The sequence below is a fragment of the Pseudomonas sp. NPDC087803 genome (genome assembly GCF_044742995.1).
GTDB lineage: Bacteria > Pseudomonadota > Gammaproteobacteria > Pseudomonadales > Pseudomonadaceae > Aquipseudomonas.
In genome coordinates this window covers 1-23,445 of record NZ_JBIUVO010000008.1, presented here as the reverse complement: position 1 = coordinate 23,445, position 23,445 = coordinate 1, and the positions used below count along the sequence as shown (strand labels likewise).

26 protein-coding genes are annotated in these 23,445 nt (G+C 60.3%); 12 read left to right on the top strand and 14 right to left on the bottom strand.

Going from position 1 to position 23,445, the window contains the following annotated elements; translation table 11 throughout:
• Positions 1-212 precede the first annotated feature (212 nt).
• Positions 213-1,100 carry a protease HtpX gene (htpX, locus tag ACIOUG_RS07865; protein WP_007964827.1) on the top strand — a complete coding sequence of 296 codons (888 nt, stop codon included), beginning with the start codon at positions 213-215 and terminating at the stop codon, positions 1,098-1,100.
• Positions 1,101-1,299: 199 nt separating this feature from the next.
• Here the strand turns inward: htpX and ACIOUG_RS07860 are convergent, their stop codons facing one another.
• The gene (locus ACIOUG_RS07860) at positions 1,300-1,956 is read right to left on the bottom strand and encodes a thiopurine S-methyltransferase (protein ID WP_401064068.1); all 657 of its coding nucleotides are present in this window, start codon (positions 1,954-1,956) and stop codon (positions 1,300-1,302) included.
• Between the two features lie 104 nt (positions 1,957-2,060).
• On the opposite strand from ACIOUG_RS07860, the gene ACIOUG_RS07855 reads away from it, so the two are divergent.
• Positions 2,061-2,828 carry a DODA-type extradiol aromatic ring-opening family dioxygenase gene (locus ACIOUG_RS07855; protein WP_401064065.1) on the top strand — a complete coding sequence of 256 codons (768 nt, stop codon included), beginning with the start codon at positions 2,061-2,063 and terminating at the stop codon, positions 2,826-2,828.
• A gap of 182 nt (positions 2,829-3,010) precedes the next feature.
• On the opposite strand, the gene ACIOUG_RS07850 is transcribed toward ACIOUG_RS07855, so the two are convergent.
• The gene (locus ACIOUG_RS07850; RefSeq protein ID WP_401064063.1) at positions 3,011-4,684 is read right to left on the bottom strand and encodes a DEAD/DEAH box helicase; all 1,674 of its coding nucleotides are present in this window, start codon (positions 4,682-4,684) and stop codon (positions 3,011-3,013) included.
• Positions 4,685-5,107: 423 nt separating this feature from the next.
• Between ACIOUG_RS07850 and ACIOUG_RS07845 the strand changes: the two genes are divergently transcribed.
• Entirely contained in the window at positions 5,108-5,899 is a 792-nt protein-coding gene (locus tag ACIOUG_RS07845; RefSeq protein ID WP_134787011.1) for a crotonase/enoyl-CoA hydratase family protein, read from the top strand.
• Positions 5,900-6,011: 112 nt separating this feature from the next.
• Here the strand turns inward: ACIOUG_RS07845 and ACIOUG_RS07840 are convergent, their stop codons facing one another.
• Complete coding sequence (locus tag ACIOUG_RS07840) at positions 6,012-6,767, bottom strand: spermidine synthase (RefSeq protein ID WP_401064060.1); 756 nt, start codon at positions 6,765-6,767, stop codon at positions 6,012-6,014.
• Between the two features lie 152 nt (positions 6,768-6,919).
• Here ACIOUG_RS07840 and ACIOUG_RS07835 point away from each other — a divergent pair, with 152 nt between their 5' ends.
• The gene (locus ACIOUG_RS07835; RefSeq protein WP_007964815.1) at positions 6,920-8,266 is read left to right on the top strand and encodes a class II 3-deoxy-7-phosphoheptulonate synthase; all 1,347 of its coding nucleotides are present in this window, start codon (positions 6,920-6,922) and stop codon (positions 8,264-8,266) included.
• A 117-nt stretch (positions 8,267-8,383) separates the two neighbouring features.
• On the opposite strand, the gene ACIOUG_RS07830 is transcribed toward ACIOUG_RS07835, so the two are convergent.
• The gene (locus ACIOUG_RS07830; RefSeq protein ID WP_401064057.1) at positions 8,384-9,610 is read right to left on the bottom strand and encodes a winged helix-turn-helix domain-containing protein; all 1,227 of its coding nucleotides are present in this window, start codon (positions 9,608-9,610) and stop codon (positions 8,384-8,386) included.
• A gap of 64 nt (positions 9,611-9,674) precedes the next feature.
• Positions 9,675-9,890, bottom strand: a complete 216-nt coding sequence (locus tag ACIOUG_RS07825; protein ID WP_401064055.1) for a DUF1127 domain-containing protein — start codon at positions 9,888-9,890, stop codon at positions 9,675-9,677.
• A 97-nt stretch (positions 9,891-9,987) separates the two neighbouring features.
• Here ACIOUG_RS07825 and ACIOUG_RS07820 point away from each other — a divergent pair, with 97 nt between their 5' ends.
• Complete coding sequence (locus ACIOUG_RS07820) at positions 9,988-10,842, top strand: LysR substrate-binding domain-containing protein (protein WP_401064215.1); 855 nt, start codon at positions 9,988-9,990, stop codon at positions 10,840-10,842.
• Here the strand turns inward: ACIOUG_RS07820 and ACIOUG_RS07815 are convergent.
• On the bottom strand, positions 10,832-11,581 hold the full coding sequence (locus tag ACIOUG_RS07815) for a sulfite exporter TauE/SafE family protein (protein WP_401064214.1): 750 nt from the start codon (positions 11,579-11,581) through the stop codon (positions 10,832-10,834). The two genes, ACIOUG_RS07820 and ACIOUG_RS07815, sit on opposite strands and share 11 nt — an antisense overlap.
• 109 nt (positions 11,582-11,690) lie before the next feature.
• On the opposite strand from ACIOUG_RS07815, the gene ACIOUG_RS07810 reads away from it, so the two are divergent.
• The 3 genes from ACIOUG_RS07810 to ACIOUG_RS07800 all read left to right on the top strand — a co-directional run bounded on the left by ACIOUG_RS07810 (position 11,691) and on the right by ACIOUG_RS07800 (position 13,936).
• On the top strand, positions 11,691-12,647 hold the full coding sequence (locus tag ACIOUG_RS07810; protein ID WP_401064053.1) for a LysR family transcriptional regulator: 957 nt from the start codon (positions 11,691-11,693) through the stop codon (positions 12,645-12,647).
• 73 nt (positions 12,648-12,720) lie between these two features.
• Positions 12,721-13,188 carry a MarR family winged helix-turn-helix transcriptional regulator gene (locus ACIOUG_RS07805; RefSeq protein WP_401064051.1) on the top strand — a complete coding sequence of 156 codons (468 nt, stop codon included), beginning with the start codon at positions 12,721-12,723 and terminating at the stop codon, positions 13,186-13,188.
• A 328-nt stretch (positions 13,189-13,516) separates the two neighbouring features.
• Positions 13,517-13,936 carry an organic hydroperoxide resistance protein gene (locus ACIOUG_RS07800; protein WP_007964807.1) on the top strand — a complete coding sequence of 140 codons (420 nt, stop codon included), beginning with the start codon at positions 13,517-13,519 and terminating at the stop codon, positions 13,934-13,936.
• A 144-nt stretch (positions 13,937-14,080) separates the two neighbouring features.
• Here the strand turns inward: ACIOUG_RS07800 and ACIOUG_RS07795 are convergent, their stop codons facing one another.
• Both ACIOUG_RS07795 and earP read right to left on the bottom strand, forming a co-directional pair.
• Positions 14,081-14,650, bottom strand: coding sequence for an elongation factor P (locus ACIOUG_RS07795; protein WP_003226785.1), 570 nt, complete (start codon positions 14,648-14,650; stop codon positions 14,081-14,083).
• A gap of 48 nt (positions 14,651-14,698) precedes the next feature.
• Positions 14,699-15,841 carry an elongation factor P maturation arginine rhamnosyltransferase EarP gene (earP, locus tag ACIOUG_RS07790; protein ID WP_401064049.1) on the bottom strand — a complete coding sequence of 381 codons (1,143 nt, stop codon included), beginning with the start codon at positions 15,839-15,841 and terminating at the stop codon, positions 14,699-14,701.
• A 124-nt stretch (positions 15,842-15,965) separates the two neighbouring features.
• On the opposite strand from earP, the gene ACIOUG_RS07785 reads away from it, so the two are divergent.
• Positions 15,966-16,376, top strand: a complete 411-nt coding sequence (locus ACIOUG_RS07785; protein ID WP_401064046.1) for a hypothetical protein — start codon at positions 15,966-15,968, stop codon at positions 16,374-16,376.
• 2 nt (positions 16,377-16,378) lie between these two features.
• Positions 16,379-16,861 (top strand): GreA/GreB family elongation factor, encoded by a 483-nt coding sequence (locus tag ACIOUG_RS07780; RefSeq protein ID WP_003226791.1) that lies wholly within the window; start codon positions 16,379-16,381, stop codon positions 16,859-16,861.
• A 9-nt stretch (positions 16,862-16,870) separates the two neighbouring features.
• On the opposite strand, the gene cysB is transcribed toward ACIOUG_RS07780, so the two are convergent.
• From cysB to ACIOUG_RS07755, 5 genes are all read right to left on the bottom strand, one after another.
• A complete protein-coding gene (gene cysB, locus ACIOUG_RS07775; protein WP_007908591.1) occupies positions 16,871-17,845 on the bottom strand; it encodes an HTH-type transcriptional regulator CysB in 975 nt (324 codons plus the stop codon).
• Positions 17,846-17,958: 113 nt separating this feature from the next.
• The gene (locus ACIOUG_RS07770) at positions 17,959-18,462 is read right to left on the bottom strand and encodes a universal stress protein (RefSeq protein WP_401064043.1); all 504 of its coding nucleotides are present in this window, start codon (positions 18,460-18,462) and stop codon (positions 17,959-17,961) included.
• 98 nt (positions 18,463-18,560) lie between these two features.
• Complete coding sequence (locus tag ACIOUG_RS07765; protein WP_401064041.1) at positions 18,561-19,466, bottom strand: 5'-nucleotidase; 906 nt, start codon at positions 19,464-19,466, stop codon at positions 18,561-18,563.
• Positions 19,467-19,494: 28 nt separating this feature from the next.
• The gene (locus ACIOUG_RS07760) at positions 19,495-20,451 is read right to left on the bottom strand and encodes a putative 2-dehydropantoate 2-reductase (protein ID WP_401064039.1); all 957 of its coding nucleotides are present in this window, start codon (positions 20,449-20,451) and stop codon (positions 19,495-19,497) included.
• Positions 20,452-20,838, bottom strand: coding sequence for a thioredoxin family protein (locus ACIOUG_RS07755; RefSeq protein WP_401064036.1), 387 nt, complete (start codon positions 20,836-20,838; stop codon positions 20,452-20,454). It abuts the gene before it with no gap.
• Here ACIOUG_RS07755 and ACIOUG_RS07750 point away from each other — a divergent pair.
• Positions 20,837-21,280 (top strand): PilZ domain-containing protein, encoded by a 444-nt coding sequence (locus ACIOUG_RS07750; protein ID WP_401064035.1) that lies wholly within the window; start codon positions 20,837-20,839, stop codon positions 21,278-21,280. The two genes, ACIOUG_RS07755 and ACIOUG_RS07750, sit on opposite strands and share 2 nt — an antisense overlap.
• Before the next feature lie 129 nt (positions 21,281-21,409).
• Positions 21,410-22,486, top strand: a complete 1,077-nt coding sequence (locus ACIOUG_RS07745) for a 3-deoxy-7-phosphoheptulonate synthase (RefSeq protein ID WP_003226802.1) — start codon at positions 21,410-21,412, stop codon at positions 22,484-22,486.
• A gap of 63 nt (positions 22,487-22,549) precedes the next feature.
• On the opposite strand, the gene ACIOUG_RS07740 is transcribed toward ACIOUG_RS07745, so the two are convergent.
• The gene (locus tag ACIOUG_RS07740) at positions 22,550-22,831 is read right to left on the bottom strand and encodes a GNAT family N-acetyltransferase (protein WP_025113131.1); all 282 of its coding nucleotides are present in this window, start codon (positions 22,829-22,831) and stop codon (positions 22,550-22,552) included.
• Between the last annotated feature and the right edge of the window lie 614 nt (positions 22,832-23,445).

Below are 23,445 nucleotides of genomic sequence, written 5' to 3'. Positions count from 1 at the left end.
GCGACTCGTATGACCCACACGCCTCTGACGCCGGGGCGGCGGGTGGCGGCTGCCTGTCAAGCCTGCGGTTCTGCTCGCAGAAAATGACCTGCGGACCTCGGAATCCGCTGTAGGACACAGTTTGAAATAGTCACTCGGTTGAATCACCCGGTGCCGCACCTTATATACCCCGCAGTACGCTACATCTTTAGCTTGAGGAGATTTCTACAACCATGATGCGCATCCTGCTGTTTTTGGCCACTAACCTGGCGGTCGTGCTGATAGCCAGCATCACCCTGAGCCTGTTCGGCTTCAACGGGTTCATGGCGGCCAACGGGGTTGATCTCAACCTCAGTCAGCTGCTGGTTTTCTGTGCGGTCTTTGGTTTCGCCGGTTCGCTGTTCTCGCTGTTCATCTCCAAGTGGATGGCGAAGATGAGCACCAGCACCCAGATCATCAGCCAGCCACGTACCCGGCATGAGCAATGGCTGCTGCAAACCGTCGAGCAACTGTCCCGCGAAGCCGGGATCAAGATGCCCGAAGTCGGTATTTTCCCGGCCTACGAGGCCAACGCCTTTGCTACCGGCTGGAACAAGAACGACGCGCTGGTCGCGGTCAGCCAGGGCCTGCTCGAACGCTTTTCGCCAGATGAAGTGAAGGCCGTGCTGGCCCACGAAATCGGTCACGTGGCCAACGGTGACATGGTCACCCTGGCGCTGATCCAGGGCGTGGTGAACACCTTTGTGATGTTCTTTGCGCGGATCATCGGCAACTTCGTCGACAAGGTGATCTTCAAGAACGAAGAAGGCCAGGGCATCGCCTACTACGTGGCGACGATCTTCGCCGAACTGGTCCTGGGCATCCTCGCCAGCGCCATCGTCATGTGGTTCTCGCGCAAGCGCGAATTCCGTGCCGACGAAGCCGGCGCACGTCTGGCGGGGACCAACGCGATGATCGGTGCGCTGCAACGCCTGCGCGCCGAACAGGGCCTGCCGGTGCACATGCCGGACACCCTGAACGCCTTTGGCATCAACGGTGGCATCAAACAGGGCTTTGCCCGCATGTTCATGAGCCACCCGCCACTGGAAGAGCGTATCGACGCGCTGCGTCGTCGCGGTTGATCGGTTTGACGCAATAACGAAAAGGCCCGCAGTGATGCGGGCCTTTTTTGTGCTCGGGATTATGGATTGCCTGTTCTGGCCTCATCGCTGGCAAGCCAGCTCCCACAGGGTTTTGTGGTGTTCTCTGGATTTCTGATACGACACGGATCACTGTGGGAGCTGGCTCGCCAGCGATGAGGCCGGCCCTACCAAAAAAAACCTATCGGCCAGAAACCCGATACACCCGCTCCTCCAACCGCGTCACTCCCGCCTGCAGAAACTTCCAGCTCTCCCCCAGCACATCCTGCTCTTCCAGCATGCGCACCTGCCAGGCGTCAGCCAGCAAACGCTGCACCTCATCATCGCCCACTGCAAACGGTGGCCCGGACATCTGCGCCTGATCGTAATCCAGTGTGATCAACAACCCTTGTACAACCGGTGGCAGGATCTGCTGCAGATGCGCCGCATAGCGCTCACGCATGGCTGGCGGCAAGGCAATCAGCGCTGCCCGGTCGTACAACGCAGCACAGTCCGCTACATCGTCTGCCGTCAGCGCAAAGAAATCACCGCACCACAACTCGATGGAATCCGCGCGATAGACCTTGAACGGCCCTTTGTCGCTGACCTGCGGCGTTACCTGATGCTCGCTGAAAAAGTCCTCGATGGCCTTCTGCGACAACTCGACCCCGAGCACCTGATGGCCGCGCCCTGCCAGCCACAGCAGATCCAGGCTTTTGCCGCACAACGGCACCAGCACCCGCGCGCGGGCCGGGATGGCCAGCGGCGGCCAGTGACGCTGCAGATACGGGTTCACCTCAGGCAGATGAAAGCCGATCTGATTGGATTCCCACTTCTTGTGCCAAAACTCAGGCTGCATGCATCCCTCCAACAAATTCGATCAAAAGGCGTTAAAACTTATATTAGATTTAGATCAATGATCTGACTGAAGATGAGGCCATCTTACCGCTCAGGAACCTTTCCATGTTTCCCAGCCTGTTTATCTCCCACGGCTCGCCCATGCTGGCCCTGGAACCCGGTGCCAGCGGCCCGGCCCTGGCGCGGCTGGCGGCCGAACTGCCGCGGCCGAGAGCCATCGTGATTGTCTCCGCACATTGGGAAAGCCAGGAACTGCTGGTCAGCAGTAATCCGCAACCCGAGACCTGGCACGACTTCGGCGGTTTTCCCCGCGCCCTGTTTGAAGTGCAATATCCGGCACCTGGGAACCCGCAACTGGCAGCCGAAGTTGCCCAATTGCTGAACGCTGCGCATCTGCCGGCACGCCTCGATCCGCAGCGACCGTTTGATCACGGTGTCTGGGTGCCGCTGTCGCTGATGTACCCGCAGGCGGATATCCCGGTGGTACAGGTGTCGTTGCCGAGCCGCAGCGGCCCGGCGCTGCAAACCCGTGTCGGACGTGCGTTGGCAAGCCTGCGCGATCAGGGCATTTTGCTGATCGGCTCCGGCAGCATCACCCACAACCTGCGCGAACTGGACTGGCATGCCGGGCCGGAAAGCGTCGAGCCATGGGCACGGGACTTCCGTGACTGGATGATCGACAAGCTGGCGGCGAACGATGAGGCGGCGCTGCACGATTACCGTCAGCAGGCACCGAACGCCGTACGCAGCCATCCGAGCGATGAGCATTTGCTGCCGTTGTATTTCGCCCGGGGTGCGGGGGGCGAGTTCAGTGTGGCGCACCGGGGGTTCACGATGGGTGCGTTAGGCATGGATATCTATCGCTTCGGATAAACGCAGAATCAAAAGATCGCAGCCTTCGGCAGCTCCTACAGTGGGGAATCAGTACACCCTGTGTAGAAGCTGTCGCAGGCTGCGATCTTTTGATCTTCGATCTTTGCTCTTTCTGACAAGCAAAAAAAATCCCCGAACCAGTCGGGGATTTTTTATGTTCGATCAATCAGCCCAAGGGCGGATCAATCTTCGCGGTAGCGACGCAGTTTCAGCTGCTTGCCAGCGACGCGAGTGTCCTTCAGTTTGGTCAGGAGTTTGTCCAGACCATCTTCCGGCAGCTCGACGAGGCTGAAGCTGTCACGCACCTGGATGCGACCGATCGCTTCGCGGGCCAGGCCACCCTCGTTGAGGATAGCGCCCAGCAGGTTCTTGGCGGCGATACCGTCACGCGCACCCAGCGCGGTACGGCAACGGGCACGACCTTCGCCCAGAGGCATTGGCGCACGACGCTCGCGGTCACCACGATCAGGACGATCACCGGAACGCTCAGGACGGTCGCCACGCGGTGCGTTGTTCGGCACCAGTGGACGTTCCTTCTCGATCGCGGCCAGGTTCAGCGCTTGACCGTTGGTAGCCTTGCGCAGCAGGGCTGCAGCCAGGGCACGCGGGGTGCAACCGATGTCGGCGGTCAGACGATCGAGCAGATCACCGTGAGTCGACTCGGCATCAGCGACCAGCGGCGACAGGCTGTTGGTCAGTTTCTTGATGCGGGCATCGAGAACAGCCTGAGCGTCCGGCAGACGCACTTCGGCAACCTTCTGACCGGTTACACGCTCGATCACTTGCAGCATGCGGCGCTCACGCGGAGTCACCAGCAGCAGCGCACGACCTTCGCGACCGGCACGGCCGGTACGGCCGATACGGTGCACGTAGGACTCTGGGTCGTACGGCATGTCCACGTTGAATACGTGGGTGATGCGCGGAACGTCCAGACCACGGGCAGCCACGTCGGTCGCGACAACGATGTCCAGACGGCCATCTTTGAGCGAGTCGATGACGCGCTCACGCTGGTTCTGGGCGATATCACCATTCAGCGCAGCGGCTTTGTAGCCTTTGGCGTCGAGGGCACTGGCCAGATCCAGGGTCGCTTGCTTGGTGCGCACGAACATGATCAGCGCGTCGAAGTCTTCCACTTCCAGCAAGCTGAGAACGGCAGATGTCTTCTGGTCAGCGTGAACCAACAGGTGAGCCTGTTCGATCGCGGTAACGGTTTGGGTCTTGGTCTGGATCTTGACGTGTTGCGGATCGCGCAGATGGCGTTCGGCAATGGCGCGGATCGACTGCGGCAGGGTAGCCGAGAACAAAACGGTCTGACGGGTCGATGGCAGAGCCTTGAAGATGACTTCCAGGTCATCCATGAAGCCCAGTTTCAACATTTCGTCAGCTTCGTCGAGAACCAGGTGGTTCACGGTCGACAGCACTTTCTCGTCGCGACGCAGGTGGTCACACAGACGACCCGGGGTGGCGACAACAATCTGTGCGCCATTACGGATAGCCTTGAGTTGCGGGCCCATCGGCGCGCCGCCGTAAACGGCGACAACGGTGACGCCTGGCATTTGCTTGGCGTAGGTTTCAAAAGCGGTTGCTACTTGCAGCGCCAACTCTCGAGTTGGCGCCAGGATCAGGGCTTGCGGTTCGCGCTTGGCAGGATCGATGCGGTGCAGAATAGGCAGTGCGAACGCGGCGGTTTTACCGGTACCGGTTTGCGCCTGGCCAATCATGTCCTGGCCGGCGATTAGGATCGGGAGCGCTGTGTTTTGATTCGCCGCCGGCGGTTCGTAGCCGGTCGCTGCGACTGCTGCAAGAATATTCGGGTTAAGATTAAAAGCGGCGAATCCGCCGGTTTCCTGGGTCATGGGTCTGCCTCTAAGTGCATCCGCAAAGACCCATGCTCCAAAGCTGCGCATGCCGTGTTGAGACTCAAGAGTCGCCCTGGCAGCTTTGTCGGCGGGGATTTGCGAAAACGAATGAATGAAAAAAAGAATCGTCCGGGAAGAGCCCGCAATGCGGACGTGCAGCCGAAGCTGACTTCGGGAAATTGCGCTACCTAAACGCGGCCCGGTTAAAGGCCGGCGCGCACTATACCGGATTTTGCCCAAAAAGGGAGCTTTTTTTATCGCCCGAATCCGTGTGTCAGCGCTGTGTAACGGGGTTTTGCGGATCATCGAGCGAAGGTCTATTTTTCAAAGGCCCGGCCCTGCGGGCGATGACGCTTAAACGATTCACCGATGTGCGGCATACCGTCGCTGCACCCGCCCTTCCCGCCCGAGGATCTACCCATGAATCAGCCCTGCCCCGGCCGCGTCAGCCGTGAACGTCGTGGTCATGTCCACCTGATCGGCCTCGACCGAGCGGCCAAACGCAACGCATTCGACCTCGACCTGCTCAATGACCTGAGTCTGGCCTACGGTGAGTTCGAGGCCGACAGTGAGGCGCGGGTGGCGGTGGTGTTCGGGCATGGCGAGCACTTTACCGCCGGTCTGGATCTGCTCAACGCCAGCGCCGCCCTCGCCGAAGGCTGGCAGGTCCCGACCGGCGGTTGCGATCCATGGGGTGTTTTCGTCGGGCCGCGGGTCAGCAAACCGGTGATTGTGGCTGCGCAGGGCTACTGCCTGACCATCGGCATCGAGTTGATGCTGGCTGCCGACATCAACCTGTGTGCGAGCAATACGCGCTTTGCACAAATGGAAGTGCAGCGTGGGATCTTTCCTTTTGGTGGCGCGACTTTACGTTTTCATCAAGTCGCCGGCTGGGGCAATGCCATGCGCTGGCTGCTGACCGGCGATGAGTTCGATGCGCATGATGCATTACGGCTGGGTCTGGTGCAGGAGGTGATGGCCAGCGAAGACCTGTTACCGCGGGCGATCGAACTGGCCGAGCGGATTGCCCGACAGGCACCGTTGGGGGTACAGGCGACGCTGATGTCGGCGCGCCAGGCGCGGTATGAAGGTGAGACAGCGGCAGCGCAGGGGTTGCCGGCGCTGGTGAAGAAGTTGCTGGGGAGTGAGGATGCCAAGGAGGGCGTGAGGTCGCTGGTGGAGCGGCGGCCGGGCATCTTCAAAGGGATCTGATGAACTGCGCCCTGTAGGAGCTGCCGAAGGCTGCGATCTTTTGATCTTGTTTTAAAATCAAAGTCAAAAGATCGCAGCCTTCGGCAGCTCCTACAGTTGACCGCGTCGCTACTCAGGTGGCTGGGCGAATACTGTTGATCAACGACTGCAACGAATACCCCAACTGCGGCGCCAGCGCTTCGGCCCGGGCGGTCAGCGCCTGCATGTCCAGCTCCTGATCAAGGTCCGCCGGCACAATCAGAATCACATTGCCCTCCTTCACCGGCAGCTCCCAGTAATGCCGGTGATAGAGCCCGCGCAACAACGCCGCGCCCAACGGTTTGCCATCATCGGTGGCCCACTGGTTGATCACCAGCCAGCCGCCCGGATTCAGACGCTTCTGACAGTCGCCGAGGAAACTCCAGGCCAGGTGCCCGACACCCGGCCCCACGTCGGTGTAGAGGTCGACAAAGATCAGGTCCGCAGGCTCGGCTGTCGGCAGCAATTCCAGCGCATCGCCGACCCGAATGTACAACCGTGGATCGTCATCCAGCCCGAGGTATTCGATGGCCAGGCGCGGCACGTCCGGGCGCAGCTCGATGGCTTCGACGTCTTCCAGCGGCAGGAACTTCAGGCAGGCCTGGGTCAGCGTGCCGGCGCCGAGGCCGAGAAACAGCGCGCTCTCCGGTTGCTCATGGCACAGCGCGCCAATCAGCATCGCTCGGGTGTAGTCGTATTCGAGCCAGCTCGGATCGGCGGTGAACACGCAGCTCTGTTCGATGGCATCGCCGAATTCCAGAAAGCGGTAATCGGCCACTTCCAGCACGCGAATCACGCCGAACTCATCCTGTACCTCGGCGAGCAACAGCTCGACGCGCTCCTCAGTCATTTCGTCTCCTGATGGTCACCGGGCGCGGTGACGCGATGGCACCGCTCAGGTGCCGTGGCAAAGCGGCGATTGTCGACGAGGCGCGGGAGCAGGTCACGCACTAATTGCTGCTACCATGGGCTTCCCGTGCGTAGAACCAATTAGAGACCGTGATGAGCCAACCCTGGAGCCCTGACAGCTGGCGCGCCCTGCCGATCCAGCAACAACCCCAATACCCCGACGCCGCGCATCTGCGCCAGGTCGAACAGACGCTGGCCAGCTATCCGCCGCTGGTGTTTGCCGGTGAAGCACGCGAGCTGCGTCGCCAGTTCGCCGAGGTGACTCAGGGTCGGGCGTTCCTGTTGCAGGGTGGCGATTGCGCGGAAAGCTTTGCCGAGTTCTCGGCGGCGAAGATCCGCGACACCTTCAAAGTGTTGCTGCAGATGGCGATCGTCATGACCTTCGCCGCCGGTTGCCCGGTGGTCAAGGTCGGGCGCATGGCCGGTCAGTTCGCCAAGCCACGCTCGGCCAACGACGAAACCATCGACGGCGTGACCCTGCCCGCCTACCGTGGCGACATCGTCAACGGCATCGGTTTCGACGAAAAGAGCCGCGTACCGGATCCGGAGCGCCTGCTGCAGTCGTATCACCAGTCCACCGCCACCCTGAACCTGTTGCGCGCCTTCGCCCAAGGCGGTTTTGCCGACCTGCATCAGGTGCACAAGTGGAACCTGGATTTCATCGCCAACTCGGCGCTGGCCGAGAAATACAGCCACCTCGCCGACCGCATCGATGAGACCCTGGCATTCATGCGCGCCTGCGGCATGGACAGCTCGCCGCAACTGCGTGAAACCAGTTTCTTCACCGCCCACGAGGCGCTGCTGCTGAATTACGAAGAAGCCTTCGTGCGTCGCGACAGCCTGACCAACGATTACTACGATTGCTCGGCGCACATGCTGTGGATCGGCGACCGCACCCGTCAGCTCGACGGCGCCCACGTCGAATTCCTGCGCGGGGTGAACAACCCGATTGGCGTCAAAGTCGGCCCGAGCATGAACCCGGACGACCTGATCCGCCTGATCGACGTGCTCAACCCGGACAACGACCCGGGCCGTCTGAACCTGATTGCGCGCATGGGCGCAAACAAGGTCGGCGACCACCTGCCGGCGCTGATCCGCGCAGTGCAGCGTGAAGGCAAGCAAGTGCTGTGGAGCTCGGACCCGATGCACGGCAACACCATCAAGGCCAGCAGCGGCTACAAGACCCGCGACTTCGCGCAGATCCTTGGTGAGGTGAAGCAGTTCTTCCAGGTGCACGAAGCCGAGGGCACTTATGCCGGCGGGATACACATCGAGATGACCGGGCAGAACGTCACCGAGTGCATCGGTGGGGCGCGGCCGATCACGGAAGACGGGCTGTCGGATCGCTACCACACCCACTGCGATCCGCGGATGAATGCTGATCAGTCGCTTGAGTTGGCGTTTTTGATTGCCGAGACCCTGAAGCAGGTCCGTCGTTGAGTCAGTCGGTTCTCTAGCGTCTGACAGGCTGTCTTCGCGAGCAAGCCCGCTCCCACACTGGATTTGTGAACGACGCACAACCAATGTAGGAGCGGGCTTGCTCGCGAAGAGGCCGCCTCAGTCACAGCCGATCTGTGCCAATGCCACCCGCAATCGCCCCGCACTCTCGCGCTGACAATTCAACTGCACCCGCGCAAGCCCCAGCCAATCGGCCATCTGCCGCAGATTCAGCGCCAGCGCCAGCATCCCCTGATCATCCAGCCCCGGCTCTTCCTCGTGCACCGCATGCACCGCCAACCGCCCCGACGCCCGCTCCGCCCGCAGATCGACCCGCGCGGCAATCCGCTCGTTGTGCAGGAACGGCAACACGTAATAGCCGTAGACCCGCTTGTCTTGCGGCGTATAGATCTCCAGCCGATAGCGAAAATCGAACAGCCGCTCGGTGCGACTGCGTTCCCAGATCAATGAGTCGAACGGTGATAACAGCGCACTGGCGACGACTGTGCGCGGGACCTTCGGCTCCGGCAGGCAGTAGGCGATCTGCCGCCAGCCGGCGACTTCGCAGGTCTGCAACTGCCCGTCCTCGACCAGCTCTGCCAGGCGCGGTCGCGCATCGCCCGGGTTCAGACGGAAATAATCGCGCAGATCCTTTTCCGTACCGACGCCGAGTGCCTGAGCCGCGTGCAGCAGCAAGCCACGTTGCGCCTGGGCTTCATCCGGCAACGGTTGCTGAAGGATCTGCGTTGGGATGACCCGCTCCGGCAAATCATACAAACGCTCAAAACCGCGGCGGCCGGCCACGGTCACTTCACCGGCGGCGAACAACCATTCCAGCGCATGCTTTTCCGCGCTCCAGTCCCACCACTGCCCGGCCTTGTCCTCGCGGGTCGACAGGCTGCCGGCGCCTAATGCACCGCGCTCCTCAACCGCGCTCAAAACCCGGCGTACAACGTCCTGCTGCTCAAGACCAAACTTCGCCAGTTGCTGATAAATGTCCCGGCCATTTCTGGCCCGCTGCATGCGCCAGCCCAGCAACGGATACATCGCCAGCGGCAACAACGACGCTTCATGCCCCCAGTATTCGAACAGCGTGCGCCGGCGCCCCGAACTCCAGGCAGCCTGGTCGAGCAAAGAGGAAGAATAGGAACCGAGACGGGAAAACAGCGGCAGGTAGTGCGAGCGCACCACGGCGTTGACGGAGTCGATCTGCAACAGCCCCAGCCGTTCGATCAGCCGGTTGAGGTGCGGCGCCTTGACGGTCGGCGGCTGGCGCCCGTTGAACCCTTGGGCAGCCAGTGCCAGACGTCGCGCCTGTTTAAGGGAAAAGGCCAGAGTCGCGGGCATGAACATCTCCTTGTCTGCTCGCAACCTACCTCAGTTAAAAGGGGTTTGTGTAGCGATGCCCTCATCATTTATGCATCGGATCGTCCCAGAACGGCCGGATCGCCTCGTGTTCAACATCGGCACGGCTGACTCCGATGTCTTTCAACGCTTCGTCACTCAGACTGGCGAGCAACTCGCGCTCACGGTGCAGTTCGTACCAGCGGCTAAACTTGTGCAGCAAATCCGCGATCAGGTGGACCGGCACTCTTTCATCACTGACATAGACTTTTTGACCTTTCATCGTGTTGCCCTCCATGTGGGATGACTAAAGTCTCGCCCCGGAGCTAAGATCAATCCAACGAATGTTTCTTATGTCATGCATCTCGGAGATTGATGAATTGTCGGCCTATCCCAGTATCGATACCGATGTCCTGCGCACCTTCGTCGCGATTGCCGACCAAGGCGGATTCACCCGCGCCGGCGAGATGGTCAACCGCACGCAATCGGCCGTGAGCATGCAGATGAAGCGCCTGGAAGAAGACGTGCTGCAACGCCAGTTGTTCGAGCGCGACGGCCGCCAGGTACGCCTGACCGCCGAAGGCCAGGTGCTGCTGGGTTACGCGCGGCGCATCCTGAAATTGCACAGCGAAGTATTCAACACCCTGCGCGAGCCGCACATGGTCGGCACCGTGCGCATCGGTACGCCGGATGATTATGTGATGCGGTTTCTGCCGGGGATCTTGTCGCGGTTCGCGCAGTTCTATCCGCTGATCCAGATCGAAGTGCATTGCGAATCGAGCAAGCAACTGTTGCAGCGCACCGATCTCGACCTGTCGATCGTCACCCGCGAGCCCGGCAACGAGATCGGCCAATTGCTGCGCAAGGAGCGTTTCGTCTGGGCCGAGGCGCAAAACTTCAGCGCCCACGAGCAGACGCCGCTGCCACTGGCGATGTTCAACAGCGATTGTTTCTGCCGCTTGTGGGCGTGCAATGCGCTGGACGCTATGGGTCGCGACTACCGCATCGCTTACAACAGCACCAGCCTGTCAGCGCTGATGGCGGTGGTGAGTGCGGGTCTGGCGATCACTGCGCAACTGGAGAGCCTGATCACCCCGGACATGCGCATTCTCGGCGCCGCCGAGGATCTGCCGTTGCTGCCCGAGGCCAGCATCATGCTGATCCACAACCTGAACAATCCGTCGCCGATCACCGAATGCCTGGCCGAGCACATCGTCGAAGGCTTCAAACTTTAAAGGCGAGCATCACCGCACACAGCACCAGAAAACCGCAGAACAGCCCACGCAAGAGCTTTTCCGGCATTGCGTGGGCGACTTTCACCCCCCAACTGATGCTTGCCAGACCGCCGATGGCCAGCGGCAGACCAATCATCCAGTCCACCTCGTGATGCACCGCGTAGGTCACCAGTGTCACTCCGGTGCTGGGTAACGCCAGCGCCAGCGACAGGCCTTGGGCAACCACTTGCGTGGTGCCGAACAGGCTGGTCAACACTGGCGTCGCCACCACGGCCCCGCCGACGCCGAACAAGCCACCCATGGTCCCCGACGCTGCGCCGAGCACACCCAGCCATGGCCATGAGTAACGCATCTCGGAGGTCGTCGCTGGCCGCGCGCCGAACATGCGCACCAGGTTGTAAGTCGACAACGCGACAAGGAACGCAACAAAGCCGATGCGCATGGTTTGCGCATCGATGCCCACCGCCCAGATCGAGCCGATCCAGGCAAAGCAGAAACCCATGATCGCCAACGGCAGTGCGTGACGCAGTTCGATGCGGTTGCGCTGGTGATAGCGCCACAGCGCCAGCATCACATTCGGCACCACCATCACCAGCGCCGTACCTTGGGCGATCTGTTGATCCAGGCCACACCACACGCCCAGCAGCGGAATCGCGATCAACCCACCACCAATGCCGAATATGCCGCCCAAGGTGCCAAGGGCCGCGCCAAACAACAGGTACAACAAAAACTCGATCACAGCGATTTCCTCATCCGTCAGGCGAGTCATCCTACGCAGTCGAGGCTAGCGCGGAAACGCACAGCAACGCACAATGGCTACGCCAATCTCGCACAAGCATTGAATTTTCATGAACCCCAATCAGTTGACCGACCAGCTCGGACTGTTTCTCGACGTTCTGGAAAGCGGCAGTTTTTCCGCAGCCTCGCGCCGCTATCCACTGACTCCCTCGGCGGTGGCCCGGCGCATCGACAGCCTGGAAAGCGCGGTCGGCAGTCAACTGTTCATCCGCAGCACTCACGCGGTGCGAGCGACCCCGGCCGGGTTGGCGTTTGCCGAACGGGCACGGCGCATCGTCAGTGAGCTGCAACTGGCGCGTGCCGAGGCGGTTTCGCTGAGCAGTGCACCGGAAGGCTTGATCCGCATTGATGCCCCGGCCGCGTTCGGTCGCCGGCATCTCGCGCCGGTCATCGCCGACTTTCTGGTGCTGTATCCGGGCCTTGATGTGCAGTTGCATCTGATCGACAGCTTCATCGATATGCAGGGTTCCAATCTGGGCAAGGTCGATCTGGTGCTGCGCGCCGGGCAAATGGCCGATACGCGACTGGTCGCCACGCCGCTGGCGAGCATGGTGCGCATTGCCTGTGCCAGTCCCGACTACCTCAAGCGGCGTGGCACGCCGAACTATCCCGCGCAATTGAGTGAACATGACGGCCTCGATTGGGAAGGTCTCGCCCCGCCCTTCGCCTGGCGCTTCGAACAGGACGGGCACCTGCAACTGCACCGCCCCTCCCGCATCCGCATGAGTGCCAACAACGCCGAGGCGCTGGTCTGCGGTGCACTGGCCGGGCTGGGCATCGCGCATTTGCCGACGTGGCTGGCCAGCGAATACCTGTTGCGCGGTGAACTGCTGCCACTGTTTTGCGCAAACGGTCTGCCGAAACCGGAGAGCACCGGCATTTATGCGCTGCGCATGGAGCAGCAAACCAACCCGCGCAGCCGCTTGCTTCTGGAATACCTCAAGACCCGCTTCAGCCCTGTACCGCCATGGGATCTGGCGCTGCAAAGCGATCTGGGCCGGCACTAGATTCTGGATAATTATCTGGCGCATTAAACATTCGGGCGCTAGATTCAAGCCCATCATCGAACAAGGCTTTGCCATGACCACCGAACGCGACACCTCCGACAACTGCGATCACCTGCTGCTGGACTATCAGGCCTGCTTCGCCCTGCATTCCACTTCGCTGATGATGACCAAGGTCTACAAGCCGCTGCTGCAAGCGCTGGGCCTGACCTATCCGCAATACCTGGCGATGATGGTGCTGTGGGAGAAGGATGGACTGACCGTGGGAGAAATCAGCACGCGCTTGCTGACAGATCCGGGGTCGCTGACGCCGTTGCTCAAGCGCCTGGAAGGTGAAGGTCTGCTCAGCCGTACCCGCAGCCGTGAAGATGAACGGGTGGTGATCGTCGAGCTGACGCCGCAGGGCCGCGCCCTTCGTGAGCAAGCCAAAGGCATTCCGCAATGCATCCTTGGCGCCAGTGGTTTTACCGTCGAGCGCCTGCAAAATTTGCAAGCGGAACTGCAAGTCCTGCGCAGCCACCTGCAAGACAGCCTGACCGGATAACAGCGCTGCCCCCTTGTAGGAGTGAGCCTGCTCGCGATAGCGGTGGTTCAGTCGGCCTCCGTATTGCCTGTCCCACCGCTATCGCGAGCAGGCTCACTCCTACAAAGGATCGGTTCTCCAGGAAAAATATTCTTCAGCCCCCGCCGCCCCCCACCATCCGCTCTAAATCTTCACTTTCAAGCAGATCGACAGTGCCTTAAAAGGGATGAGATACAGCTTTCTCAAAAATTTATATTGCGCACTAAACATTAGCGAGCTACATTCATTTCGCACTTACTTAGCGCGCAAACAATTAGCGCAAAGACACACACTCGACGAGGCTCACACCATGCAAACGCTCTACACCGCAATCGCAACCTCCACTGGCGGCCGTGATGGTCGTGCGATCTCCAGCGACAACATCCTCGACGTCAAACTCGCTACTCCGAAAGAACTCGGCGGTGCCGGCGGCGCAGCGACCAACCCGGAGCAACTGTTCGCTGCCGGTTACTCGGCCTGCTTCATCGGCGCACTGAAATTCGTTGCCAGCCAGACCAAACGCAAAATCCCCGACGACGCCTCGATCACCGCGCACGTCGGCATCGGCCAGATCCCTGGCGGTTTCGGTCTGGACATCGACCTGCACATCAGCCTGCCAGGTCTGGAGCAAGCGGATGCACAGAGCCTGGTCGAAGCGGCGCACCAGGTTTGCCCGTACTCCAACGCCACTCGCGGCAATGTTGACGTACGCCTGCACACCACCGTGTAACTCAAGCAAAAGATCGCAGCCTGCGGCAGCTCCTACACTGATCCCTGTAGGAGCTGCCGCAGGCTGCGATCTTTTGATCTTTCTTGCAGGCACAAAAAAGCCCGACTCAATGGTCGGGCTTTTTCTTTCCGCGAAAAGCAGTGCTTATTTGGCACGGCCTTTGTAGGAACCGCCTTCGCGGGTATCGATCTCGATCATGTCGCCGATTTCGATGAAGTCAGCAACCGACAGCTCGGTACCGTTCTTCAGTTTGGCAGGCTTCATCACCTTGCCGGAAGTGTCACCGCGAGCGGAACCTTCGGTGTAGTCAACCTGACGCACGATGGTGGTCGGCAGTTCTACGGAAACCAGACGCTCTTCGAAGAACACGGCTTCGCAAACGTCGGTCATGCCTTCTTCAACGAAAGGCAGAACGCTTTCGATGTCTTCGGCGTTCAGTTCGTACATGGTGTAGTCAGTGGTGTCCATGAACGTGTAGGTGTCGCCGCTGATGAAGGACAGGGTCGCTTCTTTGCGGTCGAGGATCACGTCGTCCAGCTTGTCGTCCGCACCGTAAACGGTTTCGGTCTTGTAACCGGTCAGCAGGTTCTTCAGCTTGGTCTTCATGATCGCGCTGTTACGGCCCGACTTGGTGAATTCAGCTTTCTGAACCAGCCAAGGATCGTTGTCGATACGGATCACGGTACCGGGTTTGAGTTCTTTACCAGTTTTCATTGCGAATATCCGAATTTGGATGGGATTTACAAAAATCTAGGCCGCGTATCATATCCAATTTAAGTAAAACCTTACCAGCGCCGTGGCAAGATCCGCCTGCAAACCCTGTTCCAGACACCACGCCTCGGCGTTTTCCTGCAGCTGCGGCCAGTGTTTGCGGGCCTTCAGCCAGTGCTCGCCGATCGGTTGTCCGGCACTCCAGGCCCGCCACAGACCGTTCATCGCTTCGGCTGCGACGGGCGAAAGCCCCTTCGTATACAACGCAAGGAAGGCGTCAAGCTTGTCGAGATGGATGTCTTCGTCCTGCTGATAGATGTGCCAGAGCATCGGCCGCCCGGCCCACTGTGCGCGGACGAACGAGTCTTCTCCGCGCACCGCGTTGAAATCACAGCACCACAGCAACTGATCGTATTGATCCTGGCGGACGAACGGCAGCACCTGTACCGTCAGCGCCTGGCGCACGTTCAGATCGCCCACCGCCAGCGAGTCGACCCCGAGCCAACGCGCAACATCACCAAGAATCCGCCCCTCCGGCACCAGCAGATGAGTCGGCGTGCTATCGGCGGCCAGCACATCCAGCCAACTGGCCAGACCGGCGTTTTCGTAGGCAAACAACGAGATCAACTGTGCATCCGCGGCGCGATCTATTCCCAGGCCGTGCAGGAATTGTCGCTGCGCAGCCGCGTCATGCTGAAATTGCCGACGCCGCTCCAGCAGACGGCTTTCACGCAGCAAGCCGCCCGTCCCCGGCTGGAATCCGGGAAAGAAAAAGAACTTCTGTACCGACTTGTATTTCACCGACGGCAAACCGTGGCAGCCGATCACCCAGTCTTCGGCGCTGAGGTAATCGAGGTTCATCCACAGTGGCGGCTGTTGCCGCTCGGCCATGGCGTCCATGTACGCCGCTGGCAGCTGGCAGGCAAATGCGGCAATCACCACATCGGCGGCCTCGGTCTGCGGCCAGTCACTCGGCCAGTGCCGCACCTCGACGCCCTGCTGCGATTGCTGCGCCAGGTTGATGTCGATCTCGGGGCAGATACGCTCGAAAGCGCGCAGGTCATCGACCCACAGGCGCACCGCCAGCGCATGCTCGGCCACCAGTTGCCGGGCCAGACGCCAGGTCACGCCGATGTCGCCATAGTTGTCGACCACGGTGCAAAAAATATCCCAGCGGGTTTTCGGTAGCGACATGCAAGACTCCCGTTGGCAAAAGCGCTGATTGTCCGCATAAATGACCTCGCGCAGAAGAGCCGACGGCGATTAATCTTCGTGCGACAATCGCGACTTGTCCGCAATCATCCGCCAGGAGGCAGCCATGCCCTACCGCCCCAACCCGCGTCGTCCCTTGCCTGTCCAGCTTAGCGCGCTGCAACTGACCGGCAGCATTGCCCTGGGCATGTGGCTGGGCTTTCTGGCCATCGCCCTGACTTGCTGGCTGATTTCGCGGTTCGTGCTGACCGAGCAACTGGCGCCGGTTGCCCAGGCGGTGCAGCAATTGGCCAAGCCGCCAGCGGCTGTCCAGGTGCAACCGGACATCCCGCCACAGAGCCCGCTGTTCGAGCAGTACGAAGAAAACCTGCGCAGGAATGAGCAGCAGGCACGCCTGGATCAGGCACGCGGCAGCAGCCGCAACCAGTCGAATCCGAAATGCCAGTTCTGGCTGCAACAGGACCAGACCGCGCCGAGCGAAAAGAGCCGCGCCAACGTTTTGCAATTCTGCGATTGATCATGAACAAGCACACCGTCCACCAACTGATCCTCGACAAACTGCGCGTCGACCTCGACATCGCCGAGCGCGCCGCGCAGACCGCTTACGAAACCGCGACCCACGAAGAGAATATCGCCGAGAACAAGTACGACACCCTCGGGCTTGAAGCGTCTTATCTGGCGGCGGGTCAGGCGAAACGGGTCGAGGAAATCCGCCAGTCACTGGCGCTCTGCCAGAACCTGACACTGCGCGCCTATGACGAAAATCGCGGCATCGAGATCGGCGCCCTGCTCGGTCTGGAAGACGAAAAGGGTCGCGAACAATGGCTGTTTCTGGCCCCGGATGCAGCGGGCCTGAAAGTCGATGTGGTGGGTCAGCCGATTACCGTCATCACCCCGCGCTCGCCGCTGGGCAAAAGCCTGCTGGGCAAGTTCGAAGGCGATGAGGTGGAGATTCTGGTGGCGGGCACCCGGCAACAGTTCGCTGTCACCGAGGTGCTTTGAGGCAGGGTCTTAGTGGACCGGCAGTTCGACGCCGTCGAACAGCTCTTCCAGTTCCTGCTTGTTGTGGCACTGAATGGCTTTGGCCATCACTTCGCGGGTCAGGTGCGGGGCGAACTTCTCGATGAAGTCGCACATGAAACCACGCAGGAAAGTGCCGCGACGGAAACCGATCTTGGTGATGCTCGACTCGAACAGCTCGCTGGCATCCAGCACCACCAGGTCGTTGTCGAGTTTGGTGTCGACCGCCATTTTCGCGACGATGCCCACACCCAGACCCAGGCGTACGTAGGTTTTGATCACGTCGGCGTCGGCCGCGGTGAACACCACTTTCGGCGTCAGGCCGCGATGACTGAAAGCTTCGTCGAGTTTCGAACGGCCGGTGAAACCGAACACGTAAGTCACGATCGGGTACTCGGCCAGCGCTTCGAGGGTCAGCTTCGGCAGCTTGGTCAGCGGGTGGCCCTGGGGCACGACCACGCAGCGGTTCCAGCGATAGCACGGCATCATCACCAGATCACCGAACAGTTCCAGCGCTTCGGTGGCGATGGCGAAATCGACGGTGCCGTCAGCGGCCATCTCGGCGATCTGCATCGGCGAACCCTGGTGCATGTGCAGCGCCACGTCCGGGTATTGCTTGATGAAATTGCTGATCACCGGCGGCAATGCATAACGCGCCTGGGTGTGGGTGGTGGCGATCGACAGGGTACCTTTCTTCTCGTTGGAGAATTCCTGGGCAATCTGCTTGATGCTTTCGACCTTGCGCAGGATTTCACCCGCGGTGGTGATGATGCGCTCGCCGGCCGGGGTGACGCGGGTCAGGTGCTTGCCGCTGCGGGCAAACACTTCAACGCCGAGTTCGTCTTCCAGCAGGCGGATCTGTTTACTGATACCCGGTTGCGAGGTGTAAAGGCTTTGGGCGGTAGCGGAAACGTTGAGGTCGTGGTGCGCCACTTCCCAGATGTAGCGCAATTGTTGAAGCTTCATATGTATCCCTCAAAGCAGGTAGACGCCACGGGCATCAGCGACGGTATATAACTATATTAATGGTTTGATGAATAAATCTAGAACTTTTTTATCAAAAGGCCATTATTCCCGCCTCAGCGATCCTCCCGACGCCGACGCTCCACCAACGGCACCAGATAAACCGGCACCTTGGCCAATTGCAGGACCCGGGTCGCCGTACGCCCCAAAGGTGTTTCCGCTCCGACACCGTGGCTGTGAGTGCCTACGATCAGCAAATCCACGGAGAGTTTCTGCACCTGCTCGAGAATCACCTGCGACGGATCGCCCTGCAGCACCCGTACCGCCCGAATCCGCTGCAGATCCTGCTCCCCGTCATCCCCCAATTCTTCGCGAAAACTGTCCAGCACCCGTTGCTCGATATTGGCGATGACAGTTTTCAGACCCTGACTGTGAAATTCGTTCAATGCCTGTTCGTCGAGATAGCTTTGCAACACCGACTCGGCAAACAGCCCCATGGGCTCCACCGCATGCACCACATACAAGTCGGCATTGAATGTCCGCGCCAGTGCCAGGGCATGCTGCATCACTAATGGTGCGTACAGACCGAGGTCAGTGGCATACAGCATCGAACGAATCATATGACCTCCTCGCGTGCCAACATGGCGGAGATTTGATTCAGCTTAGCAGTGCCTTGGCGAGTACGACGTGCGACGCAACGTCTTGAAGCACAGGGGCTTTAGATCGAAGGTTCGTTGCTGATGCCATGCGGTACGTGACCGGTGGCGACCACTTCGCGGGCGGCCTCGCAGTGACCGGCCTGATCGTCGAAAAACACATCGGCGGCGAAGGCTTCGAGAAACGCCGATTTGGTCAGCCCGCCGAGAAACAGCGACTCGTCGAGGCGGATATCCCACTCGCGCAACGTGCGGATCACCCGCTCATGCGCCGGTGCCGAGCGCGCGGTGACCAGCGCCGTGCGGATCGGGCAGTCGTGCTCGGGAAACTCGCGTTGCAGCGCATTGAGTGCCGCCAGAAACCCTTTGAACGGCCCACCGCGCAATGGCTCGCGCGCCGACTCACGTTCCTTGGCCTGAAACGCCAGCAGCCCGCCGGACTGATAAACGCGTTCGGACTCATCGGAAAACAGCACCGCGTCGCCGTCGAAGGCGATGCGCAGCTCATCACTGGCCGCACGACTGGCGCCACCGGAGAGAATGGTCGCGGCAGCAAAACCGGCGTCCAGCGCGGCGCGCACATCCTCGGCATGCGTGGAGAGAAACAGGTCACAGCCGAAGGCTTTCAGGTAGGGATACGGACTGCGCCCGCCGACGAACGCCGCCCGCGAGATATCCAGACCGTAGTGATCAATCGAATTGAAGGCGCGCAGGCCGGTGTCGGCGCTGTTGCGCGAGACCAGAATCACCTCGACCCGGGCGCGGTCGAGGCGACTGTTGAGGCTCAGAAGTTTTTCCACCAGAGGAAAGGCATCGCCGGGCGCGAGAATTTCGTCTTCGTGCTCGATCTGGTATTGCCGATAGGCCTCGACGCCGCTCGCCAGGTAGACCTTGTGACTCTCGCTCAGGTCGAACAGCGCGCGAGATGAAATCGCCAGCACCAGTTTGTCATCGATGTTCTTGGCCATGCTTGCCCCCAATTGCGCAAAAACCGACTCAGGTGTTGCGTCGGTCGATAAAACTCAATGTGCGATACAGCGCTTCGATCCGCGGCAGCTCACACCCGGCCGCTTTGGCTGCGGCCAATGGCCGGGCATAAATCGCCTCCAGCTCCAGCGGCCGCTTGTGCAGGAAATCGTGGTACATGCTCGGCCAATAGTCGGGCATTTTCTCGGTCATCATGAACAGGTATTCGGCGTAACCGGGCGGTATTTCATGACCACAGGCCGTGGCGCCCTGCACCACTTCGGCCATCAGCGCCTGGATCAGTGCGCGGCTGTCAGCGTCGGCCATCAGCGGTGTGGTGCCGGCCCCGAGCAATACCGAGAGACCGTTATAGGGAATATTCCACACCAGTTTCTGCCAGCGTGCCTGATGCAGATTGGGCATCGCCTGCGAATCGATCGCGGCCGCACGGAACAGACCGGCGCCCTCTTCGACCAGCACCATGCGCGCCGCATCGTCTGCCGCCGGGCCACTGTGATAGCCGATGTTCACCGCCCCCAGCGCCTGATGGGTGATGTGCCCGGGACCTTCGCGATGCACGCAGATCAGGCACAGACCACCGAGCAGATGCAGGGAAGCGGGCAGTAACTCGCGCAGGCTGTCTTCGACGTCCAGACCGTTTTGCAGCACCAGCACTTTCGCGCCGGGCCTGGCCGCAGCCATGATCGCCGGGGCCAGACCCGCGCTGCTGGTGGTCTTGGCGCCGACTAGCAACCAATCGCAGGCCGGCATGTCCTCGGCCTTGGCATACGCTTGCACCGGGTTCAGCGTCAGCGGGCCATGCACGGCACTGTCGACCTGCAAACCACGTTCGGCCACTGCGGCGAATTCACTGCGCAGTAAAAAGTGCACATCGAAACCGGCCCGCGCCAGCATCAAACCGTAAAACCCGCCAATGGCCCCGGTGCCGATAATCCCGATCACCGGTTTGCTCTCTGCTCCCACCATCTATGGCAACTCCTCTGCAATTCGACCCAGTGCCTGCGCCACTGCTGCGTTCAGCGCATCGGCGGTCAGGCGCGTGTGCAATGCCCCAAAGAACTCGCCGTCGCGCACCACAAACAGCGCCGGCAAATGAAAGACCTGATAGCGCTCCACCAACCCGCCGTTGTTGCCGGCATCGATCCAGCACAGGCGATCAATCGCCAGCTCGAACCCGGGCAAAACCTCTCTGGCATAGCGGCAGCTGGAACAGCCGACACTGGTGAAAATCACCAGCGAAACGCCGCTCATCGCCAGCAACCGCTGGTCGGCGTCGAAATCGGTCAGCTCGGATTCGACCACTATACTGGGGGAAACAATGTCAAATGGCCGACACAGGGAGTCTGTGCTCATGGGACGTTTCATTCCTCATCCGGACGAAGTGCCGGTTGAATTAACCTTGCTCAAGCCCGAGTGTATTACCAGGCAACAGCTGCACACTATCAGCCTCGGCGGGATCGCTTGCAATTATCACCGCGCGTGGCGCCACGGCACGGCGCTGCAAGTGCGCATGCCGACGCTCAATGCCGACATCTGTTATCCGGGCTATGTCGCGTGGTGCCTGCGGCGCAAAAAAGGCTATCTGGTGGGGATCGCGTTCACCGATGAGCAGACGCTGTTCAGCGCGCGAATGGGTGAGCAGGTGTGCCAGATCGAACGCTATTGCCGCATGAACGACGCCCACGACGACCTGCAGGATATTCAGGCGCTGGCCCTGCAATGGGTCGAACAACACGCCGACGAGTTCTCCCACGACAGCGTGCGCAAGGCTTTTGCCCAGCCAGTGCTGGATTAAAGCGGCGTTTGCCCATTGTCGAGCCGCGTCTGACGCGCTAAGGTTCGGCTCCCCGACGCGCTTAAATCTGCTGTGCTCCGCCGCGCGGGGATCGCTGGCGGCCGGCACCCGTGACCTGACGAGTAAACGATGGCTGATTTACCGATCAACGACCTAAACGTCGCCTCTAACGAGACCCTGATCACTCCCGATCAGCTCAAGCGTGATATCCCTCTGAGCGATGCTGCGCTGCGCACCGTCACCAAGGGCCGCGAAGTCATTCGCAACATTCTTGATGGCACCGACCACCGTCTGTTCGTAGTGATCGGCCCGTGCTCGATCCACGATATCAAGGCTGCCCACGAATACGCCGATCGCCTCAAGGTGCTGGCGGAGGAAGTCTCCGACACCCTGTATCTGGTGATGCGCGTGTATTTCGAGAAGCCACGGACCACCGTCGGCTGGAAAGGCCTGATCAACGATCCGTACCTCGACGACTCGTTCAAGATTCAGGACGGCCTGCACATCGGTCGCCAGTTGTTGCTGGACCTGGCCGAGAAAGGCCTGCCGACCGCTACCGAAGCCCTCGACCCGATCTCCCCGCAGTACCTGCAGGACCTGATCAGCTGGTCGGCCATCGGCGCGCGTACCACCGAATCGCAGACCCACCGTGAAATGGCTTCCGGGCTGTCCTCGGCCGTCGGCTTCAAGAACGGCACCGATGGCGGCCTGACCGTAGCGATCAATGCCCTGCAGTCGGTTTCCAGCCCGCACCGTTTCCTCGGGATCAACCAGGAAGGTGGCGTGTCGATCGTCACCACCAAGGGCAACGCCTACGGTCACGTGGTGCTGCGTGGCGGCAACGGCAAGCCGAACTACGATTCGGTCAGCGTCGCCCTGTGCGAGCAGGCGCTGAACAAGGCGAAGATCAAGCCGAACATCATGGTCGATTGCAGCCACGCCAACTCCAACAAGGACCCGGCCCTGCAACCGCTGGTGATGGAGAACGTCGCCAACCAGATCCTCGAAGGCAACCAGTCGATCATCGGCCTGATGGTCGAGAGTCATCTGAACTGGGGCTGCCAGGCGATCCCGAAAGACCTCGCCGACCTGCAATACGGCGTGTCGATCACCGATGCCTGCATCGACTGGTCCGCCACCGAGAACACCCTGCGCAGCATGCACGCCAAGCTCAAGGATGTTCTGCCGAAACGCCAGCGCAGCTGATCAGCGTTTCACAGGCATAAAAAAACGCCGGGCATTGCCCGGCGTTTTTGTGTGTAGGGGGTTTCAGATTTTCGCGGCGCGCTTCTGGTGGCGCTCCATGTAACGCTCGACGTAGGAGCACGACGGAATCACCGTGTAGCCCATTTCTTCAGCGTACTGCAGCGCGCTTTCGGTCAACGCGGCGGCGATGCCTCGACCACGCAGGGCGTTGGGCACGAAGGTGCGATAGATATCCAGGGTCTGTTTCCCCAGATCCATATAGGTCAGGTAGGCACGATGACCGTCCACATTGGTCTCGAACTGATGACCAGCCTGGTCATGGTGGATGGACAACGCCTCGCTCATCACTACTCCTCGCGGGTCTTGAATTCTGACCCCTACCTTACCGATGTTTTTCCGGCGAAGGAACATCTACGCCACCCCGTGCCTGATGGACACCGAGAAAAATCACACCGATCTCGCGCAACCGAGCACGTGATAAATAGTAGGCACCATTGGCGAAAATGCTCAAGGTGCGCTCGTCATCATGCTCGTTGACCGGGTGACTCCGATGGACGCAGCGGCGGGCACGGGGAAGATCTTCCCGAAGCGCTCGCCGGAACATTGCCGAATGTCGAGACTTAAGACGCAGCCTCTTCTTTAAAGTCACCTCAAGAGGGACAAAGATATGTGCGCTGTCATGCAAAATCGGAACAAAAGTGTAGACGAATTCATCTAGGCAGACTTGGTGCAAGACGCAAAAAACAGCATCAGACAACGGGAACTTTTTCTCATTAACTCGCTCAGGCCGGGGCTTGCAGCTGGATATTTTTTATACAGCCCAGTTAAAAGTTGCTCGAAAAAGAATCAACGCCTACAATTTTTTTTGCTTCTTGCGCTACGTCAGTTTACTTACTACAAGTAATGGGTAGTATGTACGCCGGATATTTCCTCTATGGTAGGAGATTGGCACTTAATTG